This window comes from Streptomyces caatingaensis (assembly GCF_001187435.1).
Classification (GTDB): domain Bacteria; phylum Actinomycetota; class Actinomycetes; order Streptomycetales; family Streptomycetaceae; genus Streptomyces; species Streptomyces caatingaensis.
Map to the genome: position 1 here is coordinate 29786 of NZ_LFXA01000002.1, position 26125 is coordinate 55910.

The 26125-nt window shown below is 73.6% G+C and carries 19 protein-coding genes and 1 pseudogene; 14 read left to right on the plus strand and 6 right to left on the minus strand.

The features are described from left to right. Positions 1 to 8: 8 nt before the first annotated feature. From AC230_RS00980 to AC230_RS01010, 7 genes are all read left to right on the plus strand, one after another. The gene (locus AC230_RS00980) at positions 9 to 1259 is read left to right on the plus strand and encodes an arginine deiminase (protein WP_049714009.1); all 1251 of its coding nucleotides are present in this window, start codon (positions 9 to 11) and stop codon (positions 1257 to 1259) included. A gap of 37 nt (positions 1260 to 1296) precedes the next feature. Next, entirely contained in the window at positions 1297 to 2349 is a 1053-nt protein-coding gene (gene argF / locus AC230_RS00985; protein WP_049714010.1) for an ornithine carbamoyltransferase, read from the plus strand. A 110-nt stretch (positions 2350 to 2459) separates the two neighbouring features. Next, positions 2460 to 3287, plus strand: coding sequence for an enoyl-CoA hydratase family protein (locus AC230_RS00990; RefSeq protein WP_049714011.1), 828 nt, complete (start codon positions 2460 to 2462; stop codon positions 3285 to 3287). Beyond that, entirely contained in the window at positions 3272 to 5539 is a 2268-nt protein-coding gene (locus AC230_RS00995) for a bifunctional salicylyl-CoA 5-hydroxylase/oxidoreductase (protein ID WP_078870853.1), read from the plus strand. Before AC230_RS00990 ends, AC230_RS00995 begins: the two co-directional genes overlap by 16 nt. Positions 5540 to 5744: 205 nt before the next feature. Beyond that, positions 5745 to 7745, plus strand: a complete 2001-nt coding sequence (locus tag AC230_RS01000; RefSeq protein WP_157868472.1) for a hypothetical protein — start codon at positions 5745 to 5747, stop codon at positions 7743 to 7745. Between the two features lie 90 nt (positions 7746 to 7835). Continuing rightward, complete coding sequence (locus AC230_RS01005) at positions 7836 to 9002, plus strand: sensor histidine kinase (RefSeq protein ID WP_049714013.1); 1167 nt, start codon at positions 7836 to 7838, stop codon at positions 9000 to 9002. A 34-nt stretch (positions 9003 to 9036) separates the two neighbouring features. After that, positions 9037 to 9702, plus strand: a complete 666-nt coding sequence (locus AC230_RS01010) for a response regulator transcription factor (RefSeq protein WP_049714014.1) — start codon at positions 9037 to 9039, stop codon at positions 9700 to 9702. Here AC230_RS01010 and AC230_RS01015 read toward each other — a convergent pair. Together AC230_RS01015 and AC230_RS01020 are read right to left on the minus strand one after the other, a co-directional pair. After that, positions 9668 to 10552, minus strand: coding sequence for a PaaX family transcriptional regulator (locus tag AC230_RS01015; RefSeq protein WP_049714015.1), 885 nt, complete (start codon positions 10550 to 10552; stop codon positions 9668 to 9670). The genes AC230_RS01010 and AC230_RS01015 overlap by 35 nt on opposite strands. After that, positions 10545 to 12190: pseudogene (locus AC230_RS01020) on the minus strand (AMP-binding protein). The gene AC230_RS01015 and the pseudogene AC230_RS01020 overlap by 8 nt, the downstream one beginning before the upstream one ends. Positions 12191 to 12264: 74 nt before the next feature. On the opposite strand from AC230_RS01020, the gene AC230_RS01025 reads away from it, so the two are divergent. From AC230_RS01025 to AC230_RS01035, 3 genes are all read left to right on the plus strand, one after another. Then, positions 12265 to 13452: an acyl-CoA dehydrogenase family protein gene (locus AC230_RS01025; protein ID WP_078870854.1), complete on the plus strand. Its 1188-nt coding sequence runs from the start codon at positions 12265 to 12267 to the stop codon at positions 13450 to 13452. Continuing rightward, positions 13449 to 13847: a RidA family protein gene (locus tag AC230_RS01030; protein WP_049714017.1), complete on the plus strand. Its 399-nt coding sequence runs from the start codon at positions 13449 to 13451 to the stop codon at positions 13845 to 13847. The genes AC230_RS01025 and AC230_RS01030 overlap by 4 nt, the downstream gene beginning before the upstream one ends. 70 nt (positions 13848 to 13917) lie before the next feature. Next, entirely contained in the window at positions 13918 to 14418 is a 501-nt protein-coding gene (locus tag AC230_RS01035) for a DM13 domain-containing protein (protein ID WP_049714018.1), read from the plus strand. Positions 14419 to 14449: 31 nt separating this feature from the next. On the opposite strand, the gene AC230_RS01040 is transcribed toward AC230_RS01035, so the two are convergent. Beyond that, positions 14450 to 15979, minus strand: a complete 1530-nt coding sequence (locus AC230_RS01040) for a UDP-N-acetylglucosamine 1-carboxyvinyltransferase (protein WP_049714019.1) — start codon at positions 15977 to 15979, stop codon at positions 14450 to 14452. Between the two features lie 419 nt (positions 15980 to 16398). On the opposite strand from AC230_RS01040, the gene AC230_RS01045 reads away from it, so the two are divergent. Then, on the plus strand, positions 16399 to 16794 hold the full coding sequence (locus AC230_RS01045; RefSeq protein WP_049714020.1) for a DnaJ family domain-containing protein: 396 nt from the start codon (positions 16399 to 16401) through the stop codon (positions 16792 to 16794). Positions 16795 to 16816: 22 nt separating this feature from the next. On the opposite strand, the gene AC230_RS01050 is transcribed toward AC230_RS01045, so the two are convergent. Further along, positions 16817 to 17869 carry a methyltransferase gene (locus AC230_RS01050; protein WP_049714021.1) on the minus strand — a complete coding sequence of 351 codons (1053 nt, stop codon included), beginning with the start codon at positions 17867 to 17869 and terminating at the stop codon, positions 16817 to 16819. A gap of 324 nt (positions 17870 to 18193) precedes the next feature. Between AC230_RS01050 and AC230_RS01055 the strand changes: the two genes are divergently transcribed. Then, positions 18194 to 19561: an NAD(P)/FAD-dependent oxidoreductase gene (locus AC230_RS01055; RefSeq protein ID WP_049714022.1), complete on the plus strand. Its 1368-nt coding sequence runs from the start codon at positions 18194 to 18196 to the stop codon at positions 19559 to 19561. A gap of 29 nt (positions 19562 to 19590) precedes the next feature. On the opposite strand, the gene AC230_RS01060 is transcribed toward AC230_RS01055, so the two are convergent. Then, positions 19591 to 20709, minus strand: coding sequence for an alkene reductase (locus AC230_RS01060; RefSeq protein ID WP_049714023.1), 1119 nt, complete (start codon positions 20707 to 20709; stop codon positions 19591 to 19593). Between the two features lie 71 nt (positions 20710 to 20780). Here AC230_RS01060 and AC230_RS01065 point away from each other — a divergent pair, with 71 nt between their 5' ends. After that, entirely contained in the window at positions 20781 to 21692 is a 912-nt protein-coding gene (locus tag AC230_RS01065) for a sigma-70 family RNA polymerase sigma factor (protein ID WP_049714024.1), read from the plus strand. A 186-nt stretch (positions 21693 to 21878) separates the two neighbouring features. Here AC230_RS01065 and AC230_RS01070 read toward each other — a convergent pair whose 3' ends face one another. Continuing rightward, positions 21879 to 22922, minus strand: coding sequence for a S66 family peptidase (locus AC230_RS01070; protein WP_049714025.1), 1044 nt, complete (start codon positions 22920 to 22922; stop codon positions 21879 to 21881). 329 nt (positions 22923 to 23251) lie between these two features. Between AC230_RS01070 and acnA the strand changes: the two genes are divergently transcribed. Further along, complete coding sequence (gene acnA / locus AC230_RS01075) at positions 23252 to 25966, plus strand: aconitate hydratase AcnA (protein WP_049714026.1); 2715 nt, start codon at positions 23252 to 23254, stop codon at positions 25964 to 25966. The last annotated feature ends 159 nt before the right edge of the window (positions 25967 to 26125 follow it).

Consider the following 26125-nt stretch of genomic DNA (forward strand, 5'->3'; position numbering starts at 1 on the left):
ATGGGGGGATGGGATTCCATGTCGACTCCGAGGCCGGGCGGCTGCGACGCGTCATCCTCCACCGCCCCGACCTCGAACTGAAGCGGCTCACCCCGTCCAACAAGGACGCCCTCCTCTTCGACGACGTGCTGTGGGTGCGCCGCGCCCGCGCCGAGCACGACGGGTTCGCCGACGTGCTGCGCGAGCGCGGCGTCGAGGTGCACCTCTTCCAGGACCTGCTGGCGGAGAGCCTCGTCGCGCCCGCCGCCCGCTCCCTGGTCCTGGACCGGGTCTTCGACGAGAAGGAGTACGGCCCCCTGGCCACCGGCCACCTGCGCGCGGCGTTCGAGGGGATGCCCGCGCAGGAGCTCACCTCGTGGCTCGTCGGCGGGATGACCAAGCGCGAGTTCCTGGAGCGCCACGCCGAGCCCGTCTCCGTCCGCTTCCACGTGATGGACCTCGACGACTTCCTCATCGGCCCGCTCCCCAACCACCTCTTCACCCGCGACACCTCGGCCTGGGTCTACGACGGCGTGTGCATCAACGCCATGCGCTGGCCCGCCCGTTGGCACGAGACCGTGCACTACGAGGCCGTCTACCGGCACCATCCGCTCTTCGCCGGCGGCGGCTTCCACATCTGGTCCGAGGGGCAGGCCGCCTACCCGTCCACCATCGAGGGCGGGGACGTGCTCGTCATCGGCGAGGGCGCCGTGCTCATCGGCATGAGCGAGCGCACCACCCCGCAGGCCGTGGAGATGCTGGCCCACCGGCTCTTCGCGGCCGGCTCGGCGCGCACGATCGTGGCGCTCGACATGCCCAAGCGGCGCGCGCAGATGCACCTCGACACCGTGATGACCATGGTGGACGGCGACACCTTCACCCAGTACGCGGGGCTGGGCATGCTGCGCTCCTACACCATCGAACCCGGCGTCGGCGAGCGCGAGCTGAAGGTCACCGACCACCCGCCGGAGCACATGCACCGCGCCATCGCCGCCGCCCTCGGGCTGGACTCCATCCGGGTGCTCACCGCCCGCCAGGACGTGCACGAGGCCGAGCGGGAGCAGTGGGACGACGGGTGCAACGTGCTGGCGATAGAGCCCGGCGTCGTCGTCGCGTACGAGCGCAACGCGACGACCAACACCTTCCTGCGCAAGCATGGAATCGAGGTCATCACCATCCCCGGCAGCGAGCTGGGGCGGGGGAGGGGCGGGCCGCGCTGCATGAGCTGCCCGGTGGAGAGGGACCCCGTCGGGGGGACCGGCGGGACCGGGAGTGCATAATATTGCGACCAGCCGCATAGAGTTCCAGGGAGTCCTCATGGCCACAGACCTCGCGGGCCGCAGTCTGCTCAAGGAAACGGACCTCACCGCCGAGGAGTTCCACGGCCTGATCGAGCTGGCGGCGGAGCTCAAGGCGGCCAAGCGCGCGGGCGCCGAGGTGCCCCGGCTCGGCGGGCGGCACATCGCCCTCGTCTTCGAGAAGACCTCCACCCGCACCCGCTGCGCCTTCGAGGTCGCGGCCGCCGACCAGGGCGCCCGGACCACCTACCTCGACCCCGCCGGGTCGCAGCTCGGGCACAAGGAGTCGGTCAAGGACACCGCGCGGGTGCTCGGCCGGATGTTCGACGCCATCCAGTACCGGGGGCACGGCCAGGCCGTCGTGGAGGAGCTCGCCGAGTACGCCGGGGTGCCCGTCTTCAACGGGCTGACCGACGAGTGGCACCCCACCCAGATGCTCGCCGACGTCCTCACCATGTCCGAGCACACCGCCAAGCCCCTGGAGCACGTCGCCCTCGCCTACCTCGGCGACGCCCGCTACAACATGGGCAACTCCTACCTCGTCACCGGCGCCCTGCTCGGCATGGACGTCCGCATCGTCGCCCCCGAGGAGCTGTGGCCCGCCCCCGCCGTCGTCGAGCGCGCCCGCAAGCTCGCCCGTTGGAGCGGCGCCCGCATCACCCTCACCCAGGAGGTCGCCGAAGGGGTCGCCGGCGCCGACTTCGTCGCCACCGACGTCTGGGTCTCCATGGGCGAGCCCAAGGAGGTGTGGGACGCGCGCATCGCCCTGCTCGCCCCCTACGCGGTGACCATGGACGTGCTGCGCGCCACCGGCAACCCCGCCGTGAAGTTCCTGCACTGCCTGCCCGCCTTCCACGACCTCGGCACCACCGTCGCCCGCGAGATCCACGAACGGCACGGCCTCACCTCGCTCGAAGTCACCGACGAGGTCTTCGAGTCCGTCCACTCCGTCGTCTGGGACCAGGCGGAGAACCGGATGCACACCATCAAGGCGCTGCTCGTCTCCTGCCTCGCCCGCACCGGCCCCGCCGGGACCGCGGGGGAGGCCGCCCTTCCCATCGCGCACTCGTGACGACAGTCACACTTCGGTGATAGCTTCATCGGGCACGCACCGCACCGGCCGTCCCCCGCGCCCGGCTCCGCCCGGGCAGGGGACCCCCAGGCTGAAGGAGGCCGTGCCCGATGAGCCCGTTCACCGGCTCCGCGTCCACCACCGAGGCGTGGCGCCATCTGCGCCTCACCCGCGACGGCGGCGTCGCCACCGTCACCCTCGCCCGCCCCGGACGGCTCAACGCCCTCACCTTCGGCGCCTACGCCGACCTGCGCGACCTGCTCCCCGAACTGGCCCGCGACGGATCCGTCCGCGCCCTCGTGCTCGGCGGCGAGGGACGCGGCTTCTGCTCCGGCGGCGACGTCGAGGAGATCATCGGCGCCACCCTCGCCATGGACACCGGCCGGCTCCTCGACTTCAACCGCATGACCGGCCAGGCCGTCCGGGCGCTGCGCGAGTGCCCCTTCCCCGTCGTCGCCGCCCTGCACGGCATCGCCGCCGGCGCCGGCGCGGTGCTCGCGCTCGCCGCGGACTTCCGCGTCGCCGACCCCACCGCCCGCTTCGCCTTCCTCTTCACCCGCGTCGGCCTCTCCGGCGGCGACATGGGCGCCGCCTACCTGCTGCCCCGCGTCGTCGGCCTCGGCCACGCCACCCGGCTGCTCATGCTCGGCGACACCGTCCGCGCGGCCGAGGCCGAACGCATCGGCCTCATCAGCCAGCTGGTGCCCGAGGGCGAGGCGCACACCGCGGCCGCCGCCCTCGCCCGCCGCCTCGCCGAGGGTCCCGCCCTCGCCCACGCCCAGACCAAGGCCCTGCTCGCCGCCGAACTCGACATGCCCTTCTCCGCCGCCGTCGAACTGGACGCCGCCACCCAGGCGTTGCTGATGAACAGCGCCGACTACGCCGAGTTCCACGCCGCCTTCACCTCCGGGCGCCCCCCGAAGTGGCGCGGGCGGTGACCGCCGCGAGGATCGCCGTCATCGGCGGCGGCCCCGCCGGGCTCTACGCCGCCGCCCTCCTCCGGCGCGACGCCCCCGAACGGGAGATCACCCTCTGGGAGCGCAACGCCCCCGACGACACCTTCGGCTTCGGCGTCGTCCTCTCCGACGAGACCCTCGGCGGCATCGAACACGCCGACCCCGCGGTCTACGCCGCGCTGCGCCGGGAGTTCGTCCGCTGGGACGACATCGACGTCGTCCACCGCGGCCGGCGGCTGCGCTCCGGCGGCCACGGCTTCGCCGCCCTGGGACGGCGCCGGCTGCTGGAGATCCTCCACGCGCGCTGCCAGGACCTCGGCGTCCGGCTCCGCTTCCGCGCCGAGGCCCCGCCCGCCGCCGAACTCGCCCGCGACCACGACCTGGTGATCGCCGCCGACGGCGTCCACAGCCGGACCCGTACCGCCCACGCCCGACACTTCCGCCCCACCGTCACCACCCACCGCTGCCGCTACATCTGGCTCTCCGCGCCCCTGGCGCTCGACGCCTTCCGCTTCGAGATCGCCGAGACCGAGCACGGCGTCATGCAGCTCCACGGCTACCCTTACGCCCCCGACGCCTCCACCGTCATCGTCGAGATGCGCGAGGAGGTCTGGCGCCGCGCCGGCTTCGACCGGCTGGACGAGGCCGGGACGCTCAAGGCGTGCGGCGAGATCTTCTCCGGCGTGCTGGGCGGGGCGCCGCTGCGCTCCAACCGGTCGGCCTGGACCGCCTTCCGCACGGTCACCAACGAGCGCTGGTCCCACGGCCGTACGGTGCTGCTCGGCGACGCCGCCCACACCGCGCACTTCTCCATCGGCTCGGGCACCAAACTGGCCGTCGAGGACGCCCTCTCCCTGGCCCGGCGGCTGGACGACCTCGGGGACGTCCCCGCGGCGCTGGCGGCGTACGAGGCCGAGCGGCGGCCGGTCGTCGCATCCACCCAGCGGGCGGCCCGCGCCAGCCTGGAGTGGTTCGAGGAGCTGGCGATGCGGCGGGACCAGCCGCCCCGGCGGTTCGCCTTCGACCTGCTCACCCGCAGCCGCCGCGTCACCCACGACAACCTGCGGCTGCGCGACCCCGCGTTCGTCGCCGCCGTCGAGGAGGAGGCGGGGATCCCGCCCGGCACACCGCCGATGTTCACCCCCTTCCGGCTGCGCGGCCTGACGCTGCGCAACCGCGTCGTCGTCTCCGCCATGGACATGTACTCCGCGGTGGACGGCGTGCCCGGCGACTTCCACCTCGTCCACCTGGGCGCCCGGGCCCTGGGCGGAGCGGGGCTGGTGATGACCGAGATGGTGTGCGTGAGCGAGCGCGGGCGCATCACCCCGGGGTGCACGGGGCTGTACGCGCCCGCGCACGAGGCCGCGTGGCGGCGCGTGACGGACTTCGTGCACGGCCACCCGGTGCCGCCCGGGACGGCCATCGGCGTGCAGCTCGGGCACTCCGGGCGCAAGGGCTCCACGAAGTTCATGTGGGAGGGCATCGACCAGCCGCTGGAGGAGGGCAACTGGCCGGTGGCCGGACCGTCCCCGCTGCCCTACCGGCCGGGCGTGAACCAGGTGCCGCACGCCCTGACCGTCCCCGAACTCCACCGCATCCGCGACGAGTTCGCCGCCTCCGCCGCCTCCGCCGCGCGCGCCGGGTTCGACCTGCTGGAGCTGCACTGCGGACACGGCTACCTCCTCTCGTCCTTCATCTCCCCGCTGACCAACCACCGCGACGACGCCTACGGCGGCGGACTCGGCGCCCGGCTCGCCTACCCGCTGGAGGTCTTCGACGCCGTGCGCGAGGTGTGGCCGGCCGAACGGCCCATGACCGTACGGATCTCCGCGACGGACTGGGCCGACGGGGGCGTCACCGCCGACGACGCGGTCGTCGTCGCGCGGGCCTTCGCCGAGCACGGCGCGGACGCGATCGACGTCTCGACCGGCCAGGTCGTACCGGACGAACGCCCGGCGTTCGGGCGCTCCTACCAGACGCCGTTCGCCGAACGGATACGGCGCGAGGCGGGCGTCCCGGTGATCGCCGTCGGGCTGATCTCCTCCTGGGACGACGTGAATTCGCTGATCCTGGCCGGCCGCGCCGACCTGTGCGCGGTGGGACGGCCGCACCTCTACGACCCCCACTGGACGCTGCACGCCGCCGCCGACCAGGGGTACACGGGCCCCGGCGTCGAGTGGCCCGCGCCCTACCGGGCCGGCAGCCGCAAGCCGCCCACGGGACGGCGGCTGTAGGGACCACCCGCGGGAGGAGGCGTGTCGTCCTCCGGAGGACACCGGAGGTACCCCTGGACGACAGCGCCCCGCCGCGCCGGGTGGAAGCATTCGGAGCGCCGGATTCCGGCCCGTGCGGAGGAGACGGACGTCCTCCGGCGGCCCCCACCGCTCCAGGCAGAGGAAGACCATGCGCAACCCACGACACCGGCGTGCCGTCCCCCGCGTGATAACCACCGTCATGGCCTCGGCCGTGGTGCTGGCCGTCATCGGCGAGGGCACCGCCGGCGCCGTCCCGCCCGGTGACACGGGAGGGGCGGCCGCCGTCGGGCAGACGTACGCCGACGAGTACACCCACATCGTCATCGACAAGAGACCGCGTGACCAGGTCGATCTGCGCCGGCTGCGCGAGTCGTTGCACCGCAACGGCCTGCAGACCACGAAGAGCCGCTGGCTCGCCGAGGGCAAGGACGTGGCGGCCGAGCTGAGGAACCTGCCCCCGGGGTACGTGGACAACGCCCACCACGAGCACGTCTTCATGTGGGACTCCTCGAAGAAGGGCATCGAGGGCGCCAACGCCCTGGAGGACCGCGAGGCCTTCTACCGGAGCAAGGCCGGCGGGGCGCCCGCCGGCGACGTGGCCGACCGGCACGCCGTCAGGGTCAAGATCCGTTGGGACGCGCTCAAGAAGGACGGCCGGCTCCTCGGCGGCACGCTCAAGGGGGACGCCGGGGGCGGCCCGCTCGGCGGCCCCTCCTCCAACGGCGCCTGGGCGTACAAGGGCGACATCCCCCGGAAGTACCTCTTCATCGAGGGGATCGACGACCCCGCCGCACCCGGTGTGAGCCAGTGGCTCGCCGGCAAGGGCTGGCCCGGCGGCAGCGGCGTGTGCGCGCCCGCCGCCCCGTCCGGCAGGGCCAAGCGCTCGGCCCCGGCCGCCTCGTGCAGCGCGGACATCGCCCGTACCCACCGGGAACGGCTGCGCGCGCACGGCGACGACGTCGAATACGTCACCTCCCTGGCGGAGTTCGAGAAGAACCCCAAGGCCCTGCTGTCGCCACTGCGCGAGACCGGCAAGGTCCTGAACGACGCCGGGAACGCCGGGCTCTCCGCCGGGGACTTCGAGACGTTCTCCGCCCGCGTGGGCGAGGCCTTCGAGCGCGACCTCCGGGCCGCGCACGAGCTGACGACCGACACGGGCCTGCTCGCCCGGGTCGGCGCCGAGGCCGGCCGCGCCGCCGAACTCGGCGCGAAGGCGCTGCCGTTCGTCGGCATCGCCGCCACCGGCTACGCGGTCGCCGAGGACGTGAAGTCCGGCGACTACGCCAACCTCGCCTTCGACTCGGTCGCCGAAGGGCTCCAGGTCGCCATGACCGCCCAGCCCGAGTTCGCCCCGCTCCTCGAACCCGCCCTGCTCGCCGAGCAGCTGGCCCAGCTCGTCTACAACGAGGTCGCCGGGTGGATCGCCGGGCAGAAGCGGCTCGACCACGACCGCGGCCAGTGGGACAAGGCCGTCGGGGACCTGGTGGCCCACCGCGACGAGCAGTGGCGCCACCGCCTCGAGGGACAGGCGCTGGAGAAGCTCTTCCCCCAGCTCGACGAGAAGTTCAAGCGCGTCCTCGCGGCCGACGTGGTCACCCTGAAGAAGTGGGCCGCCGCCAAGAAGGCGGCCGTCGCGCGGATCGCCGAGCGGTCCCGGGCCCGCGCCGCCTCCGCGGAGGACGAACGGCGCATCGACGCCCACGAGTCCGCGCTGAGGAAGAGGATCGACACCAAGGTGTGGGAGCAGCAGGACGCCCGCACCGCCCTGTACGGGGAGCAGATCGTCACGGTCGCCGCCGGCGCCTTCGCCAGGGTCCTCAAGCCCGGCAAGGACGGGAGGAGCGGCTTCGACACCTTCAACGACCGGTTCGTCGAGAAGAGCGCGAAGCCGTACCTGGACAAGCTGATCGGCAGGATCTCCGAGGACGAGTTCCGCGCGAGCGGCGCCCGGGTCTGGGGACAGGCCGAGCTCACCCGCCGCCAGGCGCGCTGGCGGAAGATGACCGAGGACAAGCTCGCCGAGGTGCGCGCGGCGCTGTCCGCCCGGGGCCGCACCACCCTGTCCGAGGACGACGTGCGCGCGATGCAGAAGCGGTACTTCCCCGTCGAGGAAGCCTTCCGCGACCCGGAGCGGGACCGGGACCGGATCTTCAGCGAGCTCGTCCGGGACCAGCGGGGCCGCTGAGGAACCCTGCCGGGGCCGCTTCCGGCGGCCCCGTCCGGAGGTTAGGCTTCACCACCGATCCGGACATTGTGTGAAAGGCGTGCGCATTCCATGCCCGAGCAGCACCGCGGCCGAGGCCCGGAGTGGTACGCCGCCCTGTGCGGCAGCCGGTGGAAGAACCCCGTCCTGGCGGTCCTCTACGGCATCCCGCTCGTCGAGATCGCCCTGGCCGTGCCGCACGCGGGACTGGTGCAGCACCGGACGGCCGGCCTGCTGTCCGCCCTCGCCATCGCCGTCGCGACGGTGTGGCGCGAGCGGCTCCTCCTGCCCTACTGCGCGGTCTCCGCCGCCGGCGTCGTGATCACCGGCCACCTGCTGAGCACCACCGTGGCCTGCTACACCGCCGTCCGCCAGGGCCGCCGGGCACCGGCCGCGGCCCTGGTGCTCGTCTCCCTGGTCTTCGCGGTGGTGACGCCGGAGGCCCTGGCCGCCCACGCGCCCCACCCGGAGGCCACCCTCTCCGGCGGCGCGCTCGTCGTCCTGGTCCCGGTGCTCCTGGGCCACCTGGCCAGGACGAACGCGCGCATGGCCGCGCTCGCCGCCGAACGGCGCGCGCAGGAGGACCGGTTGCAGGAGGGCCGGCTCCGCGAGGCGGCCCTGCGCCAGCGCGAGCGGCTCGTCCGCGACATCCACAACGGGGTCGGGCGGCAGATCACGGTCATGGTCCTCCAGGCCGGGGCCATCGCGGTCCGCAAGGACGCCCCCGAACCGGTCAAGGAGCGCTGCCGGCTGATCTCCGACGCGGGGCGCGACGCCGTCGAGGCCCTGCGGGAGATCGTCGCGCTCGCGAAGACACCCGACCCCGGCGACGCGCCCCCGGACGGCCGCCGGTACGCCCTGGCGGACCTCGCCCCGGTGATCGGCCGGTACCGCAGCGGCGGGCACCCCGTCACCGTCGACGTCCGGATCTCCCGGATCCCCCCGGACCCGGCCGCCCAGGACCTCGCCTACAAGGTCGTCGCCGAGGGCCTGAGCAACGCCGCCCGCCACGCCCGCGGCGCCGCCGTCGGCATCCGCATCGACCAGGACGAGTCGGAGACGACCGTCGCCGTGACCAACGAGCCGCCGCCACCGGGCGGCGACCCGCTGCCCGGCACCGGCAACGGACTGGCGTGGCTCCGCGACGAGGTCCGGTCCGCCGGCGGCACCCTCACCGCGGCGCCCGGACCCGGCGGGGGCTTCGTCCTCCGGGCCCGGCTGCCCGTCCCCCGACCCTGACACCCCGCCTCAGCCCCGCACCGAGGAGCACCGCATGATCCGTGTCCTGATAGCCGACGACGACGCCCTGGTGCGCGCCGGAATCCGGGCCATCGTCGAGACCGGCGAGGACATCACGGTCACGGGGGAGGCCCGCGACGGCACCGAGGCCGTCGACGCGGTCCACCGGGACCGCCCGGACGTCGTGCTCATGGACATCGAGATGCCCGGCTGCGACGGCCTGACCGCCACCCGGCGCCTCCTCGCCCGGCCCGCTCCCCCCAAGGTGCTCGTCCTGACCACGTTCGGCATGGACGAGAACATCACCGCCGCCCTGCACGCGGGCGCGTCGGGATTCCTGCTGAAGCAGCTCAACCCGGAGCAGCTCCTCCACGCGGTCCGCACGGTCGCCGCCGGCGGTACGGTGCTGTCGCCCACCGTCACCCGGCAACTCCTCGCCCACGGCGCGCCGCAGGCCGGGCGCGCGGCCGGGGCGCGGGCCCGGGTCGCCCGCCTCAGCACACGCGAGCGGCAGGTCTTCGACCTCCTCGGACAGGGCCTCGGCAACGCCGAGATCGCCGCCCGGCTGTACATGGGCGTGTCCACCGTCAAGACGTACGTCGCCCGCGCGCTCACCAAGCTCGGCGTCGAGAACCGCACGCAGGCGGCGCTGTTGGCGTACGAACTCACCCTGCACGGGGCCGGCCCGGGGGCCCGCTGACGGGCTCCTCCAGGACGGTCGCCACGAACGCCTCCCCCGCGTCCCGCAGCCGCCCGTGCAGACCCCGGAACACCCGGCCCGCCCGCACCCCCGGCCAGTCCTCCGGCAGCAGGGCCACCGGCAGGCCCGGGTCCGCGTACGGCAGGCGCCGCCACGCGTCCAGGGCCAGCAGGTAGTCCCGGTACGCCTCCTCCGCGGGGAGCGGGCGGCGGCGGGCCCAGCGGCGCAGGACGGGTTCGTGGGCGTCGAGGAACGCCCGGTGGCGGCGGGCGAGGTGGTCCAGGTCCCACCAGCGGGCCACCGCCTCCGCCGTCGGCTCGAAACCGAGGTGACGGCCGCGGAAGAGCTCCACGTACCCGGCGAGCCCGAGGCGTTCCAGCGTGTGCCGGGTCTCGTCGTGGACGTGGGCCGGCGCGATCCACACGCCCGGCGCGGCCGTGCCGAAGCCCAGCCGCGCCAGCCGCGAGCGCAGCAAGTGCCGCTTGTGGCGCTCGTGTTCGGGGACGGAGAAGACCGCCAGGAGCCAGGCGTGGTGGCCGGGCCGGGAGGGCACCGGCCGGGCGTAGACGCGCCGGTCGCCGTCCGAGAGCAGCTGCTGTGCGGCGGCCGACAGCCCGTACCCGGCCGCGCCGCCCGCCGTGCGGGACGCGGTCAGCAGACCGCGTCGCTTGAGCCGGGAGACGGCCGACCGCACCGAGGGCGCGTCGACGCCCGCCGCGCCGAGGAGCCGGATCAGGGCCGCGATCGGCACCGGGCCGGCCGGTCGCCCGGCCACCCCGCGTCCGTAGGCGCCGTAGAAGGAGACGATCAGGGAGCGGGGGGTGTGGGGCGACGGCTGCTGGTCAGTCACGGGGAGACTGTAAAGGAGCGCGCGGGGCGTCCGAACGCAGCAGGAAGCGCTGGAGTTTGCCGTTGGGCGTGCGCGGGAGCGCGTCGTGGAACACGATCTCGCGAGGGCACTTGTAGGGGGCGATCTCCTTTGTGGTGAACTCCCGCAGCCGCTCGGCGGCCGCGGCGTCGCGCACCGCCCCCGACCGCAGCACGACGTGCGCGACGACCACCGCGCCCCGCCGCTCGTCCGGCCGCCCGACGACGGCCGCCTCCAGGACGTCCGGATGGCGCAGCAGCACGTCCTCGACCTCGGCGCCGGCGACGTTGTGCCCGGCCGAGACGATCAGGTCGTCGGTGCGGCCGAGGAAGGTGAAGTACCCGTCGGCGTCGCGGACGCAGCGGTCGCCGGTGACGTTCCAGCCGTCGCGCACGTACGCGGCCTGCCGCTCGTCGGCGAGGTAGCGGCAGCCGGTGGGGCCGCGCACGGCCAGCAGCCCGGGGGGGTGCCGTCGGGGAGGGGCGTCCCGTCGTCGCCGATCACGCGTGCCTCGTAGCCGGGCACCGGGCGGCCGGTCGTGCCCGGGCGGGCGTCGTCGTCCGCGGCGGAGAGGAAGATGTGCAGCATCTCGGTCGTCCCGATGCCGTTGATCAGGCGCAGCCCGGTCGCCCGCCGCCACGCGTGCCACAGCGCGGCCGGCAGGTGCTCGCCGGCGGAGACGCAGCGGCGCAGGGACGAGAGGTCGTGCGCGCCGACGCGTTCGAGCATGGACCGGTAGGCGGTCGGCGCGGTGAACAGGACGGAGACGCGCTGCCGTTGGACGTCGGCGAGCAGCGCGCCCGCGCCGGACCACTCGGCGAGCAGCGTCGAGGCGCCCGCCCGCAGCGGGAAGACGACGAGCCCGCCGAGGCCGAAGGTGAAGCCGAGCGGCGGGCTGCCGCCGAAGACGTCGTCCGGGCGGGGGCGCAGGACGCGGGCGGAGAAGGTGTCGGCCACGGCGAGCACGTCCCGGTGGAAGTGCAGGCAGCCCTTGGGGCGTCCGGTGGTGCCGGAGGTGAACGCGACGAGCGCGACGTCGTCCGCGGAGGTCGGCACCGGATCGTACGATGGCGGTTTGCCCGCCGCCCGACGCAGCAGGTCGCCGGGTGAACCGCCGCCGAAGAGCGTCATCCGCAGGGAGGGCACCGCCGCCTTGACGAGCTCCCCGGCCGACCGCGCGTCGCACAGGGCGTGCGTGACGCGGGCGATGCGGCACATCTCGGCGAGTTCCCGGGCGCGTTGGGCGGCCGGGACGGTCACGGCGACGGCGCCCGCCTTCATCACCGCCAGCCAGCAGGCCGCCAGCCAGGGAGTGGTGGGGCCGCGCAGCAGCACACGGTTGCCGGGGACGACGCCCAGGTCCTCGGTGAGCACGTGCGCGACGCGGTCGACGCGCTCCTTGAGGCCGCCGTAGGTCCAGACGGTGCCGGCCTTGTCGCGGACCGCCGGCCGGCCGGGCCCGAGCCGGGCGACGGTCGCGTCCAGCAGCTCGGCACCGCAGTTGAGGCGGTCGGGGTAGCGCGGGGCGCCGAGGTCGTACCGGAGCCGGGGCCACCGCGCGGCGGGCGGCAGGCTGTCGCGGGTGAAGGTGTCGACGTGTGCCGACGGAAGGAGCTCCATGGCGTCCATGGCGGGATGCGCCCCCTCGTGCCGGGGAAGGGTGGAGGTGCGTGGGGGTCTTGCCAGCCGTACGGATGCGCTGTCAGCGTAACGAGGCCGTGACGGCAGTCAACAGAGCGCGACAGAGGGGATATCCGGTGACGACGTCCTTCGCCCTGGACCGGGAGCAGCGCGCCTGGTGCGCCGAGCTGCGCGCGCTCGCCGCCCGGCGGTTACGCCCGCTGGCCGAGGCCGGGGAGCCCGGCCGGGTCAACCGCCCCCTCGTCGCCGCCCTCGGCGAACTCGGCCTGCTGGCCCGGGTGCTGCCCGCCGACGGCGTCGTCCGCGCCATGGACCTGTGCCTGCTGCGCGAGTCGCTCGCCCAGGAGTGCACCGAGGCCGAGACGGCCCTCGCCCTCCAGGGGCTCGGCGCCTGCCCGGTGGCGCTGGCCGGGACGGCGGACCAGCGGACGCGGTGGCTGCCCGAGGTCGTGGCGGGGCGCGCCGTCGTGGCGTTCGCGCTGAGCGAGCCGGGCGCCGGCTCGGACGCCGCGGCCCTGGAGCTGCGGGCGGAACCGGCGGGGGCCGGCTGGACCCTGCACGGCGAGAAGGCCTGGATCTCCAACGCCCCGGGCGCCGACCTCTACACGGTCTTCGCCCGGACCCGCCCGGCCGCCCGCGCGCACGGCGTCACCGCCTTCCTCGTCCCCGCCGACCGCCCCGGACTCGGCGGCCGCCCCCGGGAGCTGACCGGCGGCCACCCCGTCGGCACGCTCACCTTCGACGGCGTGCCGGTCGGGCCCGGGGACGTCGTGGGCGAGGTGGACGGCGGCTTCCGGCTGGCCATGCGCACCCTCGACCTGTTCCGGCCGAGCGTCGGCGCCCTCGCCGTGGGCATGGCCCGCGCCGCGCTGCGCGCCGCCCTCGCCCACGCCGGCGAACGCCACGCCTTCGGCGGCCCGTTGAAGGACCTCCAGGCCGTCTCGCACCAGCTCGCCGAGATGGCCACCCGCACCGAGGCGGCCGCCCTCCTCGTCCACTCCGCCGCCGCCGCGCACGACGCCGGCGAGCCTGGCGTCACCGGCCGCTCCGCGATGGCCAAGCTCTACGCCACCGAGACCGCGCAGTACGTCGTGGACGCCGCCGTCCAGATCCACGGCGCCCGCGCCCTGGAGAAGGGCCACCTGCTGGAACACCTCTACCGCGAGGTCCGCGCCCCGCGCATCTACGAGGGCGCGAGCGAGGTCCAGCGGACCGTGATCGCCCGGGAGCTGTACCGATGAGCCTCGAGCGCCTGAACCCCGCCTCCCTCTCCCCGCCCCGCGGCTTCTCCCACGCCGTGACCGCCACCGGCGGCCGGCTGGTCCTCCTGGCGGGCCAGACCGGTCTCGACCGGCACGGCCGCATCGTCCCCGGCGGCCTCCCGGCCCAGTTCGAACGCGCCCTCACCAACCTCCTGACCGCCCTCGCCGCCACCGGCGGCACCCCCTCCCACCTGGCCCGCGTCACCGTCTACACGACCGACGTCGCGGCCTACCGCGCCCGCTCCGCCGAACTGGGCGCGATCTGGCGCCGCCTGGCGGGCCGCGACTACCCGGCGATGGCGGTGATCGGCGCGGTGCGGCTGTGGGACGAGGAGGCGGTGGTGGAGGTGGACGGGATCGCGGTGGTGCCCTGAGCCGGGAGAAATCCGGCCATGCCGGTCGTTACCCCCGGTACCGAACGACGGTGACCTCAGGGAGCGGAACATGGGACGAGTACGGACGTGGTTGCGGAGGCCGGCGGTCGTCGGTGTGCTGGGCGTGGGCGCGCTGCTGGCCGGCGCCGCGGCGTACTGGTTCCAGCCCTGGAAGCTGTGGCAGGACCGCACCGTGCGGGAGACCGCCGCCGCCGGCACCCGCACCCTCGCCACCGGCAGCCTCATCAGCCACGAACACACCACCTCCGGCAGGGTACGGATCCTGGAGTCCCCCGACGGCACCCGCACCCTCCGCCTGGAGAACCTCTCCACGAGCAACGGCCCCGACGTCAAGATCCTCCTCAGCGACGCCCCCGTGAAGCCGGGCCGCGCCGGCTGGCACGTCTTCGACGACGGCGCCCACCTCAGCCTCGGCTCCCTCAAGGGCAACCGGGGCGACCAGAACTACGCCCTGCCGGACGGCCTCGACCTGGCCAAGTACCGCACCGTCAGCATCTGGTGCGACCGCTTCGACGTGTCGTTCGGGGCGGGGGAGCTGGCGCGGGTGTGAGAGGGGGGCGTCGCGGGCCCGGCGCAGGCCGTCAGATGTCCCGGAAGATCTCGATCTGCGCCCCGATCGAGTTCAGCCGGTCCGCCAGGTCCTCGTAACCCCGGTTGATCACATAGACGTTGCGCAGGACGGACGTGCCCTCCGCCGCCATCATCGCGAGGAGGACGACCACCGCGGGGCGCAGGGCCGGGGGGCACATCATCTCGGCGGAGCGCCAGCGGGTGGGGCCCTCGACCAGGACGCGGTGCGGGTCGAGGAGTTTGACGTCGGCGCCGAGGCGGTTGAGGTCGGTGAGGTAGATGGCGCGGTTGTCGTAGACCCAGTCGTGGATGAGGGTCTGGCCCTGGGCGGAGGCGGCGATGGCCGCGAAGAAGGGGACGTTGTCGATGTTGAGCCCGGGGAAGGGCATCGGGTGGATCTTGTCGATGGGGGCCCGGAGCTTGGAGGGGCGGACGGTGAGGTCGAGGAGGCGGGTGCGGCCGTTGTCGGCGCGGTACTCGGGGCTGCGCTCGTGGTCGAGGCCCATCTCCTCCAGCACCGCGAGCTCGATCTCCAGGAACTCCACCGGGACGCGGCGGATGGTCAGTTCGGACTCGGTGACCACGGCGGCGGCCAGCAGGCTCATGGCCTCGACCGGGTCCTCGGACGGCGCGTAGTCGACGTCGCGGTCGATGTGGGCCACGCCGTGGACGGTGAGGGTGGTGGTGCCCACGCCCTCCACCCGTACGCCCAGCTCCTCCAGGAAGAAGCACAGGTCCTGGACCATGTAGTTGGAGCTGGCGTTGCGGATGACGGTCACGCCGTCGTGCCGGGCGGCGGCCAGCAGGGCGTTCTCGGTGACGGTGTCCCCGCGCTCGGTCAGGACGATGGCGCGGGTCGGGCGGACCTCGCGGTCGACGTGGGCGTGGTACGTGCCGTCGGTGGCGGTGATCTCCAGGCCGAAGTGGCGCAGGGTCGCCATGTGCGGCTGGACCGTCCGCGTGCCCAGGTCGCAGCCGCCCGCGTAGGGGATGCCGAACTGGTCCATGCGGTGCAGGAGGGGGCCGAGGAACATGATGACGCTGCGGGTGCGACGGGCGGCCTCGCGGTCCATCGACGCCAGGTCGAGATCGGCCGGCGGGACGACCTCCAGGTCGTTGCCGTCGTTGATCCAGCGGGTGCGGACGCCGATGCTGCCGAGCACCTCCAGGATCCGGTAGACCTCCTCGATGCGGGCGACCCGCCGCAGGGTGGTGCGGCCGGCGTTGAGGAGGGTCGCGCAGAGCAGGGCCACGCAGGCGTTCTTGCTGGTCTTGACGTCGATCGAGCCGGACAGCCGGCGGCCGCCCACGACGCGCAGATGCATGGGGCCGGCGTAGCCGAGCGACACGATCTCGCTGTCCAGCGCCTCACCGATGCGGGCGATCATATCAAGGCTGATGTTCTGATTTCCGCGCTCGATGCGGTTGACGGCGCTCTGGCTGGTGCCGAGTGCGTCGGCCAGCTGCGCCTGAGTCCAGCCACGGTGCTGCCGGGCGTCACGGATGAGCTTGCCGATGCGGGCGAGGTAGGCGTCTGTCATGAGTCAGACGGTATCTCAGATATGAGATCGATCGGTGGAGGGGGTGTGAACTAGCGTTGTGCATCGGAGGCGGGAGGGCAGGGTGGGGCGCGGCTCCGCGCGTGTTTCACGAGGTGCTACGGGTGAGGAGGCTGTCGTCGGCCCGGGGCGCTCTCGAAAGGGGCCGAACCGGAAGGGGCACCCCTTCAGTATCCGTGCGCCGCGGCTTCCCTGCCACCCCCTCAAGAGGGAATCCACGCAGGTCAGAGCGGGGCTGATGGGAGTGGCGGGCCGCGCTGGGCGGGTCGGGGGGGAGAGCCGGGCGGGGCTCCGCGGCGCGCCGGGCGCCGGGCCCTTCGCCGCGTACGCCGCCCCGCCCGCGCCCCGCGGATCCCGTGCGGGAGACTGGGCGGGAGGGCCCGACGGCGAGGAGGGTGCACGTGACCGAGCGCAAACCACCCGGGATGGACTTCGAGACCTGGGCCGACCGGCAGATCCGGGAGGCCGCGGACCGCGGCGAGTTCGCGGACCTGCCCGGCTTCGGCAAGCCGCTGCCCGGCCTCGACCGGCCATACGACGAGATGTGGTGGGTCAAGGAGAAGATGCGCCGCGAACGCATCTCCTTCCTGCCCCCGTCCCTCGTCCTGCGCAAGGAGGCGGAGGACGCCCTCGCCGCCGCCCGCCGCGCCCCCTTGGAGCGCGAACTCCGCAGGATCCTCGCGGAGATCAACGAGAAGATCGCCGAGGCCCTCCGCCGCCCGCCGGAGGGCCCTCCGCTCAACCTGGTGCCGTTCGACGTGGATCAGGTGGCGCGGGAGTGGCGCGAGGAGCGGTAGCGGGAGCCGGAGCCCGCCGGTGTCAGGCCCGTACCGCCTCGACGATCGAGAACCCGGTGTACGCCGGCAGCGGGAGGACGTCCGTGACGCGCAGGCCCGCCGTCGCGCAGAGGGACTCGAAGTCGGCGCGGGTGCGCTCCTTGCCGCTCACCAGGATCTGCATCTGGAGATCCTTGATGTAGGGGTTGATCTCGGGGGCGTCGGAGGAGGCGGCGGGCACCGTCTCGGGGAGGACGACGTCGACGACGATCAGACGGCCGTGTTCCGGCATCGCCTCGCGGCAGTTGCGCAGGATGGTGGCGGCCCGCTCGTCGTCCCAGTTGTGGATGACGCTCTTGATGACGTAGAGGTCCGCCCCGGCGGGCACGCTCCGGAAGAAGTCGCCGGTCGCGACCGAGCAGCGGCCCTCCAGACCGGCGGCCTTCACCGTCCCGGCGGCCTGCGCCGCGCCCTCGGCGCTCTCGAACACCACGCCCCGGACGCCCTCGTGGCGCCGCAGGATCGAGGTGAGCAGCGTCCCGTCGCCGCCGCCGACGTCCATGACGGTGCCGTACCGGCCGAAGTCGTAGCTCACAGGCAGCTCCGCCGCGACCTTGTTGCTCTCCTGGCTCATGGCCGAGTTGAACGTCGCCGTCAGCTCCGGCTTGTCGGCGAAGTACGCGTAGAGCGGCACGCCGAAGTGCTCGTCGAAGGCCGTGCGGCCGGTGCGCAGGCTGGATTCCAGGCGGGACCAGGGCTCCAGGGCCACCGGTGAGGTGTGGAAGCGGGCGAAGTCGCCGAGGGATTCGGGGTGTTCGTCCCGGAGCAGGGCGCCGGCCTCCGTCAGCGCGTAGCGCCCGGGCGCGGGCTCGGTGCACAGGCCCAGGCTCGCCAGCGCCCGCATGAGCCGGTTCAGCTGGGCGGCGGGGACGTCGCAGGAGCGGGCGAGGTCGGCGACGTCCGCCTCGCCGTCCCCGAGGAGCCCGGGGAGGTTCAGCCGGAGGGCGGTGACGAGCACCTCGGTGGCCCGGGAGCCGAATATCCACTGCATCAGCAGCCGACGTGCCTCATGCTGTTCCGGGCTCCGGTGGGCCATGTCCCGTTCCTCTCGACGACGTTGCGGCGCGTGTCTGTGCCAGTGCCTGTACCTGTGTCAGTACCTGTACCTGTACCTGTACCGATCAAGATCTCGACGCGTATCCTGCGAGGCCGCGGGGGCGTTCAAAACGCAGGAACCGTAAATTTTCCGGCCGTTGGCATATCTGGCCGACAATCGGCGGACAGGTGGCGGAAAACGCCCCGCCCCGCTTCCCCCTCTCCCTCCTCCCCGCGTCCCCCGGACGGAGCAGCCCGGCCCGCGCCCGGCCGCCCCCGGTGATAGGACGGAAAGGACAAAAGGCCCGCCGGGAGGAGCCATCGGGTGCCGAGCGAACCCTTCGACGGGCGGATCGTCGTCGTCGGCGCGTCGCTGGCCGGGCTGCGCGCCGCCGAGACGCTCCGCGACAAGGGCTTCACCGGCCCCCTGACCGTCGTCGGCGAGGAGCCCCACCCGCCCTACGACAGGCCGCCGTTGTCGAAACAGGTCCTGCTGGGACGGGTGCCGGCGCACGCGACGACGCTGCCCCGGCGGCGCCCGGTCGACGCCCGCTGGCTGCTGGGCGTGCACGCAGCCGGCATCGACCCGACCGGCCGGCGCGTCCTCCTCGCCGACGGCGGCCAGCTCCCCTTCGACCGGCTGCTCATCGCCACCGGCACCCGCGCCCGGCCCTGGCCGAACCGCGAAGAGGCCCGGCTGACGGGCGTGGTGACGCTGCGCACCGGCGACGACGCCGCCGAGCTCGGGCGGCTCCTGGACGCCGGCCCGCGCCGCGTCCTGGTGATCGGCGCCGGCTTCACCGGCTCGGAGATCGCCTCCGCGTGCCGGGAACGCGGCCTCGCCGTGACCGTCGCCGAACGCGGCCCGGCGCCCCTCGTCGGCGCCCTCGGCGGCACGCTCGGCGCCTTCGCCGCCCGGCTGCAGCGCGCCCACGGCGTGGACCTGCGCTGCGGGGTCACCGTCACCGCCCTGACCGGCAGCGGCGGCCGCCTCACCGGCGCCGAACTCTCCGACGGCACCGCGATCGAGGCCGACGTCGCCGTGGTCGCCCTCGGCGCGGTGCGCAACACCGAGTGGCTCGCGGGGGCCGGGCTCGCGGCCGGGCCGAAGGGCGTGGCCTGCGACGCGGGCTGCCGCGCGTTCGACATGTACGGCATCGTCACCGACGACTACTTCGTCGCCGGCGACGTCGCCCGCTTCCCCCACCCGCTCTTCGAGTACCAGATGCTCTCCCTGGAGCACTGGGGCAACGCCGTCGCCCAGGCCGAGGTCGCGGCGCACAACATGGTCAGCCCCGGACCGCTGCGCCGCCCGCATCTGACCGTCCCGGCCTTCTGGTCCAGCCAGTTCGGGCTCAACATCAAGTCCGTCGGCGTGCCGACCTTCTCCGACCAGGTGGTCATCGCCCAGGGCTCGGTGGAGGAGGGCCGCCTCGTCGCGGTCTACGGCTACCGGGGCCGCGTCACCGCCGCTGTCGGCGTCAACCGCGCCAAGTCGCTGGAGCACTACCAGCGGATGGTCGAGACGGCCGCGCCGTTCCCGCCCGGACCGGGCGCCTCCGACGCGCCGGAGGCGGCCGTCCCCGTCCCCTCCGACGTGCCGGACCCCAAGGTCCTCTCGCACGGCCCCACCGTCGCCCTGACCGGCCACCTGCCCGACCGCCGCCTGACCCTCCTGCGGCCCGGGGGCTGACCCGTGCGCGAGGTGTCCCCATGACGTCCTCACCGGGCCCAGTGGGCGCACACCGGGTAGTCGACGTACCCCTCGGCGCCGCCCCTGTAGTACGTGGCCGGATCCCCGGCCGCCAGCTCCTGGCCCAGCGCGAAGCGGCTGACCAGGTCCGGGTTGGCGATGAAGTGCGTGGCGAAGGAGACGGCGTCGGCGGTCCCCGCCGCGATCAGGGCGTTCCCGGACGCCCGGTCGAAGCCGTTGTTGGCGATCAACGGGCCGTGGTAGAGCCGCCGGTAGCGCTCCAGGGCCGCCACGTCGGGACCGGGGGACGCCGGGGACGGGTCGCGGCCGCGCAGGTGCAGGTAGGCCAGCGGCCGGCCGTTCAGCTCGTCCACCAGCCCGTCGAACTCGGCGAGCGTCCGCGCGTCGGGCGCGAAGCACGGCGCCGTCCAGTACGGCGACAGGCGCACGCCGACCCGCCGCCCCGGCCAGGGCGCCGCGGCCGCCGCCACGACCTCCGTCAGGAACCGGCGGCGCCGGGCGGGCGTCCCGCCGTAGCCGTCGGTGCGGCGGTTCAGCCGGGGGTTGAGGAACTGCGGGATCAGGTACGAGCCGACGGCGTGGACCTCCACCCCGTCGAAACCGGCGCGCCGGGCGTTCGCCGAGGCGGTCCCGTACTCCGCGACCGTCTCCTCGATCTCCGCGGGGGTCATCGCGCGCGGGGTGACGGTGGGCTTGCGGCCCTCCGCCGTGAACGACGTCTCGCGCGGATCGACCGCCGACGGGCCCAGCGGGCGCCGGCCGCCCAGGTGGTCGGGGTGCGAGGCGGCGCCGGTGTGCCAGAGCTGGAGCACGATCCGGCCGCCGAGGCAGTGGACGACGTCCGTCACCCGCCGCCAGCCCGCGACCTGCTCCTCGCTGTAGACGCCCGGGACGTGCGCGAAGCCGACGGCCCGCTCGCTCACCCAGGTGCCCTCGGTGACGATCAGGCCCGCGCCGGCGCGCTGGGCGTAGTACGCGGCGTGCAGCTCGGTCGGCACGAGCCCCACGCCGGCCGCGCGGGCGCGGGTGGCCGGGGCCATGACGGTGCGGTTGGGCAGCCGGAGGTCCCCGAGGCCGAGGGGGCGCAGGAGGGGCTGCTCGGTGGAGGCCGGGGTCAGGGTGCTCATGGTGATCACCTCGGGTGCGGGGTCGGAGCGGTCGGGTCGGTCACCCCCTCGACGGATCGCGGGGCGGAAAGGTGACCGCGCCCGCGGAGGACGGGCGCGACCGGCTCGCCGAACGCTTCGAGCGGCACCGGGGGCGGCTGCGGGCCGTCGCCCACCGGATGCTCGGCTCCTCCGCCGAGGCGGAGGACGCCGTGCAGGAGACGTGGCTGAGGCTCCACCGCACCGGCGACGACGGCATCGAGAACCTGGCCGCCTGGCTCACGACCGTCCTCTCCCGGGTCTGCCTGGACATGCTCCGCTCCCGCGCCGCACGGCACGAGGAGCCGGCGCGCGACGTCCTGTTCCCGGACGGGCCCGGCGGGGGCGACCCGGAGGACGAGGTGCTCCTCGTCGACTCCGTGGGCCGCGCGCTGCTCGTGGTGCTGGACCGGCTGGGCCCGGCCGAGCGGGTCGCCTTCGTCCTGCACGACCTCTTCGCCGTGCCCTTCGAGGAGATCGCGCCGGTCGTCGGCCGCACCGCGGCCACCACGAAGAAGCTCGCCAGCCGGGCCCGTCGCAAGGTGCACGGCGAGCCCGTGGTCCCCGCGGCCGACCTCGCCCGGCAGCGGGACGTCGTCGACGCCTTCCTCGCGGCGGCACGCGGGGGCGACATCGACGGGCTCCTCGCCGTCCTCGCCCCCGACGTCGTCCGCCGGGCCGACCCCGCCGCCCTCCCGCCCGGCGTCCCGGCCGAGGTGCGCGGCGCCGACGCCGTCGTCCGCGAGACGGCCGTCCTCGGCCGTCGCGCCCGCCATGCGCAACCGGCCCTGCTGGACGGCGCGGTGGGCGCCGTCATCGCCCCCCGCGGCCGCCTCCTCGCCGCCCTCGTCCCGACGATCGAGCACGACCGGATCACGGCGTACGAGGTGATCGCGGACCCGTCCCGGCTGAGGGCGCTCGACGTGGCGGTCCTGGATCCGGTGGGGGCCGGGGCGCCGCCGTGACGGCGCGGTGCGGGACGGGCGAGCCGCCGCGAAGTGACGTGGGCTGTGATGCGGGACGGGCGAGCCGTCGGGCGGTGTAGTGCCCGGGCTCCGGCCCGGTACGGGCCCGGGCGCGCGGCTCCGGCGCGCAGTGATCGAGGCGCGCGGCCCAGGCGCGCCGCGGCCGGCGCGTCCGGGCCGTCCGTCTCAGTACGTGACCGTGATGCGCCGCGCCGGGCCGTCGACGCGGATGCGGCCGCCGACCGGAAGGACGAGCTGCGGATCCGTGTGGCCGAGGTCGACGTCGAAGACGGCCGTCGTGCCGGGGGCGTAGCGGTCCAGGGCGCGGAGCACCGCCGTGCGCTGGTCCGCGCGGAAGCGGGCCCGGGCCGGGGCGGTGAGGGGCCGGCCGAAGGACCAGGACTTGGGCCGGCCCATCAGCAGGGCGCCGAACCGGCGCAACAGCCCGCGCTCGCCCATGCTGCGCAGGACGCGGTACACCTCCTCCGCCGCGGGCAGTTCCTCGGAGGTCTCCAGGAAGAGCACGTGGCCCGCGTACTCCTCCGGCGGGAGGATCTCCCGGTCGGCCATCAGCAGCCAGGAGAGCACTTCCAGGCTGCCGCCCCACCCGGGGCCCTCGACGACGCGGTCGGCGCGGTGCCAACTCCAGCCGGCGGCGGGCTCCATGACCGGTTCGGCGGCGAAGGTGCCGGGGTCCTCCCAGGGGCGGTCGGTGTCGCAGAAGGCCGGGGCGGGGGCCAGTTCGTAGGGGCCCGGGGAGAAGAGCGCCGCCCGCAGGGAGGCCGCGGTCATGGGGTGGAGGGCGCCGGGGCGGCCCCACTGGGTCATCACGGAGCCTCCGTGGAAGCCCACGATGCCCAAGTTGTGCAGGAGGAGCAGGAGATTGGTGTTGTCGCTGTAGCCGAAGAACGGTTTGGGGTGGGCGCGGAGCAGCTCGCGGTCGAGGTGCGGGAGCACGGTGATCTGGTCGTCGCCGCCGACGCTGGCGATGACGGCCTTGATCTCCGGGTCGGCGAAGGCGGCGTGGAGGTCGGCGGCCCGGTCCTCCGGCGCCGCGTGCATCCGCCGCGTCGTGGGGTATTCGACGGGCAGCAGCCCGAAGTCCTCGCGGAGCCTGCGCAGTCCGAGCTCGTGGGGGAGCGGGAAGAGGCCGGGCAGTCCGGAGGACGGGGAGACCACGGCGACCTTGTCGCCGGGGCGCGGCTTGGCGGGGTGGCGGAGGGCCGTCATCCCGTGATCGTAGGAGGCGGGTACGAGCGCCCGGAAGCGGATTTCCCCGGCCGGCCGACCGCCGCCGGCCGGTGCCGCCCCGGTGCGATCACCAGAGTCAGTGGGTTCACTGGGAGATGAGGGGCAAACAGGACGAACGGAATCCGGGCATGACCGCACCTCCGCCGATGTACTAGAGTTATCTCGACATCGAGATATCTGCGTAGAGGCGTACCGCTGTCGCGCCACTAAGGCGAACCTAAGTTAGGTAAACCTTAGCGGATGTGGTGCGACCCTGTCCCGGCAGGATGGCCGCGGTACGCGCATTCATGCACATGAAGGAGACTGTCGTGTCGGCGAACAGCTTCGACGCCCGCAGCACGCTGCAGGTGGGCGACGAGTCGTACGAGATCTTCCGGCTGGACAAGGTCGAGGGCTCCGCGCGCCTTCCCTACAGCCTGAAGGTGCTGCTGGAGAACCTCCTCCGCACCGAGGACGGCGCGAACATCACCGCCGACCACATCCGCGCGCTGGGCGGCTGGGACTCGCAGGCCCAGCCCTCGCAGGAGATCCAGTTCACGCCGGCCCGCGTCATCATGCAGGACTTCACCGGTGTGCCCTGCGTCGTGGACCTGGCCACCATGCGCGAGGCCGTCAAGGAGCTCGGCGGCGACCCGGCGAAGATCAACCCGCTGGCCCCGGCCGAGCTGGTCATCGACCACTCCGTCATCGCCGACAAGTTCGGCACCAAGGACGCCTTCGGCCAGAACGTCGAGCTGGAGTACGGCCGCAACAAGGAGCGTTACCAGTTCCTGCGCTGGGGCCAGACCGCCTTCGACGAGTTCAAGGTCGTCCCGCCGGGCACCGGCATCGTCCACCAGGTGAACATCGAGCACCTGGCCCGCACGGTCATGGTCCGCAACGGCCAGGCCTACCCCGACACCCTCGTCGGCACCGACTCGCACACCACCATGGTCAACGGCCTCGGCGTCCTCGGCTGGGGCGTCGGCGGCATCGAGGCCGAGGCCGCGATGCTCGGCCAGCCGGTCTCCATGCTCATCCCGCGCGTCGTCGGCTTCAAGCTGACCGGTGAGCTGAACCCCGGCACCACCGCCACCGACCTCGTCCTCACGATCACCGAGATGCTGCGCAAGCACGGCGTCGTCGGCAAGTTCGTCGAGTTCTACGGCGAGGGCGTGGCCGCCACGAGCCTCGCCAACCGCGCCACCATCGGCAACATGTCGCCGGAGTTCGGCTCCACCGCCGCGATCTTCCCGATCGACGGCGAGACCCTCAACTACCTGCGCCTGACCGGCCGCAGCGAGCAGCAGGTCGCGCTCGTCGAGGCGTACGCCAAGGAGCAGGGCCTGTGGCTGGACCCGGCCGCCGAGCCCGACTTCTCCGAGAAGCTGGAGCTCGACCTCTCCACGGTCGTCCCCTCCATCGCCGGCCCGAAGCGCCCGCAGGACCGCATCGTCCTGGCCAACGCCGCCGCCCAGTTCGAGCGTGACGTGCTCAACTACGTCTCGACCGCCGACGAGGCGGGCGAGGAGTCCTTCCCGGCCTCCGACGCCCCGGCCGCCGCCAACGGCGTCCCCTCGAACCCGGTCACCGTCACCGCCCCCGACGGCTCGACCTACACGATCGACCACGGCGCCGTCACCGTCGCCGCGATCACCTCCTGCACCAACACCTCGAACCCCTACGTCATGGTCGCCGCCGCGCTCGTGGCCAAGAAGGCGGTCGAGAAGGGCCTGACCCGCAAGCCCTGGGTCAAGACCACCCTGGCCCCCGGCTCCAAGGTCGTCACCGACTACTTCGACAAGGCGGGCCTGACCCCCTACCTCGACAAGGTCGGCTTCAACCTGGTCGGTTACGGCTGCACCACCTGCATCGGCAACTCCGGCCCGCTGCCGGAGGAGGTCTCCAAGGCCGTCAACGACCACGACCTCGCGGTCACTTCGGTGCTCTCCGGCAACCGCAACTTCGAGGGCCGGATCAACCCCGACGTCAAGATGAACTACCTGGCGTCCCCGCCGCTGGTCGTCGCCTACGCCATCGCCGGCTCCATGAAGGTGGACATCACCAAGGACGCCCTCGGCACCGACCAGGACGGCAACCCCGTCTACCTGAAGGACATCTGGCCGACCGAGGCCGAGGTCAACGACGTCGTCGCCAACGCCATCGGCGAGGACATGTTCAACAAGTCCTACAGCGACGTCTTCGCGGGCGACGCCCAGTGGCAGGCCCTGCCGATCCCGACCGGCAACACCTTCGAGTGGGACGCCGAGTCCACCTACGTCCGCAAGCCCCCGTACTTCGAGGGCATGCAGATGGAGCCGGCCCCGGTCACCGACATCGCCGGCGCCCGGGTGCTCGCCAAGCTCGGCGACTCGGTCACCACCGACCACATCTCCCCGGCCGGCGCCATCAAGGCCGACACCCCGGCGGGCCAGTACCTGACGGAGCACGGCGTCGCCCGCCGCGACTTCAACTCGTACGGCTCCCGCCGCGGCAACCACGAGGTGATGATCCGCGGCACCTTCGCCAACATCCGCCTGCGCAACCAGATCGCGCCGGGCACCGAGGGCGGCTTCACGCGCGACTTCACCCAGGACGGCGGTCCGGTGTCGTTCATCTACGACGCCTCCCGCAACTACATCGAGCAGGGCATCCCGCTGGTCGTCCTGGCCGGCAAGGAGTACGGCTCCGGCTCGTCCCGCGACTGGGCCGCCAAGGGCACCGCGCTCCTCGGCGTCAAGGCCGTCATCGCCGAGTCCTACGAGCGCATCCACCGCTCGAACCTCATCGGCATGGGCGTCCTGCCGCTCCAGTTCCCCGAGGGCGCCTCGGCCGAGTCCCTCGGCCTGACCGGCGAGGAGACCTTCTCCATCGCCGGCGTCACCGAGCTCAACGAGGGCCGCACGCCCCGCACGGTGAAGGTCACCACCGACACCGGCGTCGAGTTCGACGCGGTCGTCCGCATCGACACCCCCGGTGAGGCGGACTACTACCGCAACGGCGGCATCATGCAGTACGTGCTGCGCTCCCTGATCCGCAAGTAAGGGACCGGCGGAAGAACGACGAGGGCCGCACCCCCCGGAAGGGGCGTGCGGCCCTCGTGCGTTCGCGGTGTCCGAAAACTTTTTTGACAATGAACGTTCCGTGCCTTTGAGTCGTCCTGTCAAAGAAAAAATGTTCGACATGGGGGGCATGTCATCGTT

What these genes read in the sequence shown, in the direction of transcription:
- AC230_RS00980 (WP_049714009.1), top strand. Translation starts at nt 9, where the DNA reads ATGGGATTCCATGTCGACTCCGAGGCCGGGCGGCTGCGACGCGTCATC.
- argF (WP_049714010.1), top strand. Translation starts at nt 1,297, where the DNA reads ATGGCCACAGACCTCGCGGGCCGCAGTCTGCTCAAGGAAACGGACCTC.
- AC230_RS00990 (WP_049714011.1), top strand. Translation starts at nt 2,460, where the DNA reads ATGAGCCCGTTCACCGGCTCCGCGTCCACCACCGAGGCGTGGCGCCAT.
- AC230_RS01005 (WP_049714013.1), top strand. Translation starts at nt 7,836, where the DNA reads ATGCCCGAGCAGCACCGCGGCCGAGGCCCGGAGTGGTACGCCGCCCTG.
- AC230_RS01010 (WP_049714014.1), top strand. Translation starts at nt 9,037, where the DNA reads ATGATCCGTGTCCTGATAGCCGACGACGACGCCCTGGTGCGCGCCGGA.
- AC230_RS01025 (WP_078870854.1), top strand. Translation starts at nt 12,265, where the DNA reads ATGCGCTGTCAGCGTAACGAGGCCGTGACGGCAGTCAACAGAGCGCGA.
- AC230_RS01030 (WP_049714017.1), top strand. Translation starts at nt 13,449, where the DNA reads ATGAGCCTCGAGCGCCTGAACCCCGCCTCCCTCTCCCCGCCCCGCGGC.
- AC230_RS01035 (WP_049714018.1), top strand. Translation starts at nt 13,918, where the DNA reads ATGGGACGAGTACGGACGTGGTTGCGGAGGCCGGCGGTCGTCGGTGTG.
- AC230_RS01040 (WP_049714019.1), bottom strand. Translation starts at nt 15,979, where the DNA reads ATGACAGACGCCTACCTCGCCCGCATCGGCAAGCTCATCCGTGACGCC.
- AC230_RS01050 (WP_049714021.1), bottom strand. Translation starts at nt 17,869, where the DNA reads ATGGCCCACCGGAGCCCGGAACAGCATGAGGCACGTCGGCTGCTGATG.
- AC230_RS01060 (WP_049714023.1), bottom strand. Translation starts at nt 20,709, where the DNA reads ATGAGCACCCTGACCCCGGCCTCCACCGAGCAGCCCCTCCTGCGCCCC.
- AC230_RS01070 (WP_049714025.1), bottom strand. Translation starts at nt 22,922, where the DNA reads ATGACGGCCCTCCGCCACCCCGCCAAGCCGCGCCCCGGCGACAAGGTC.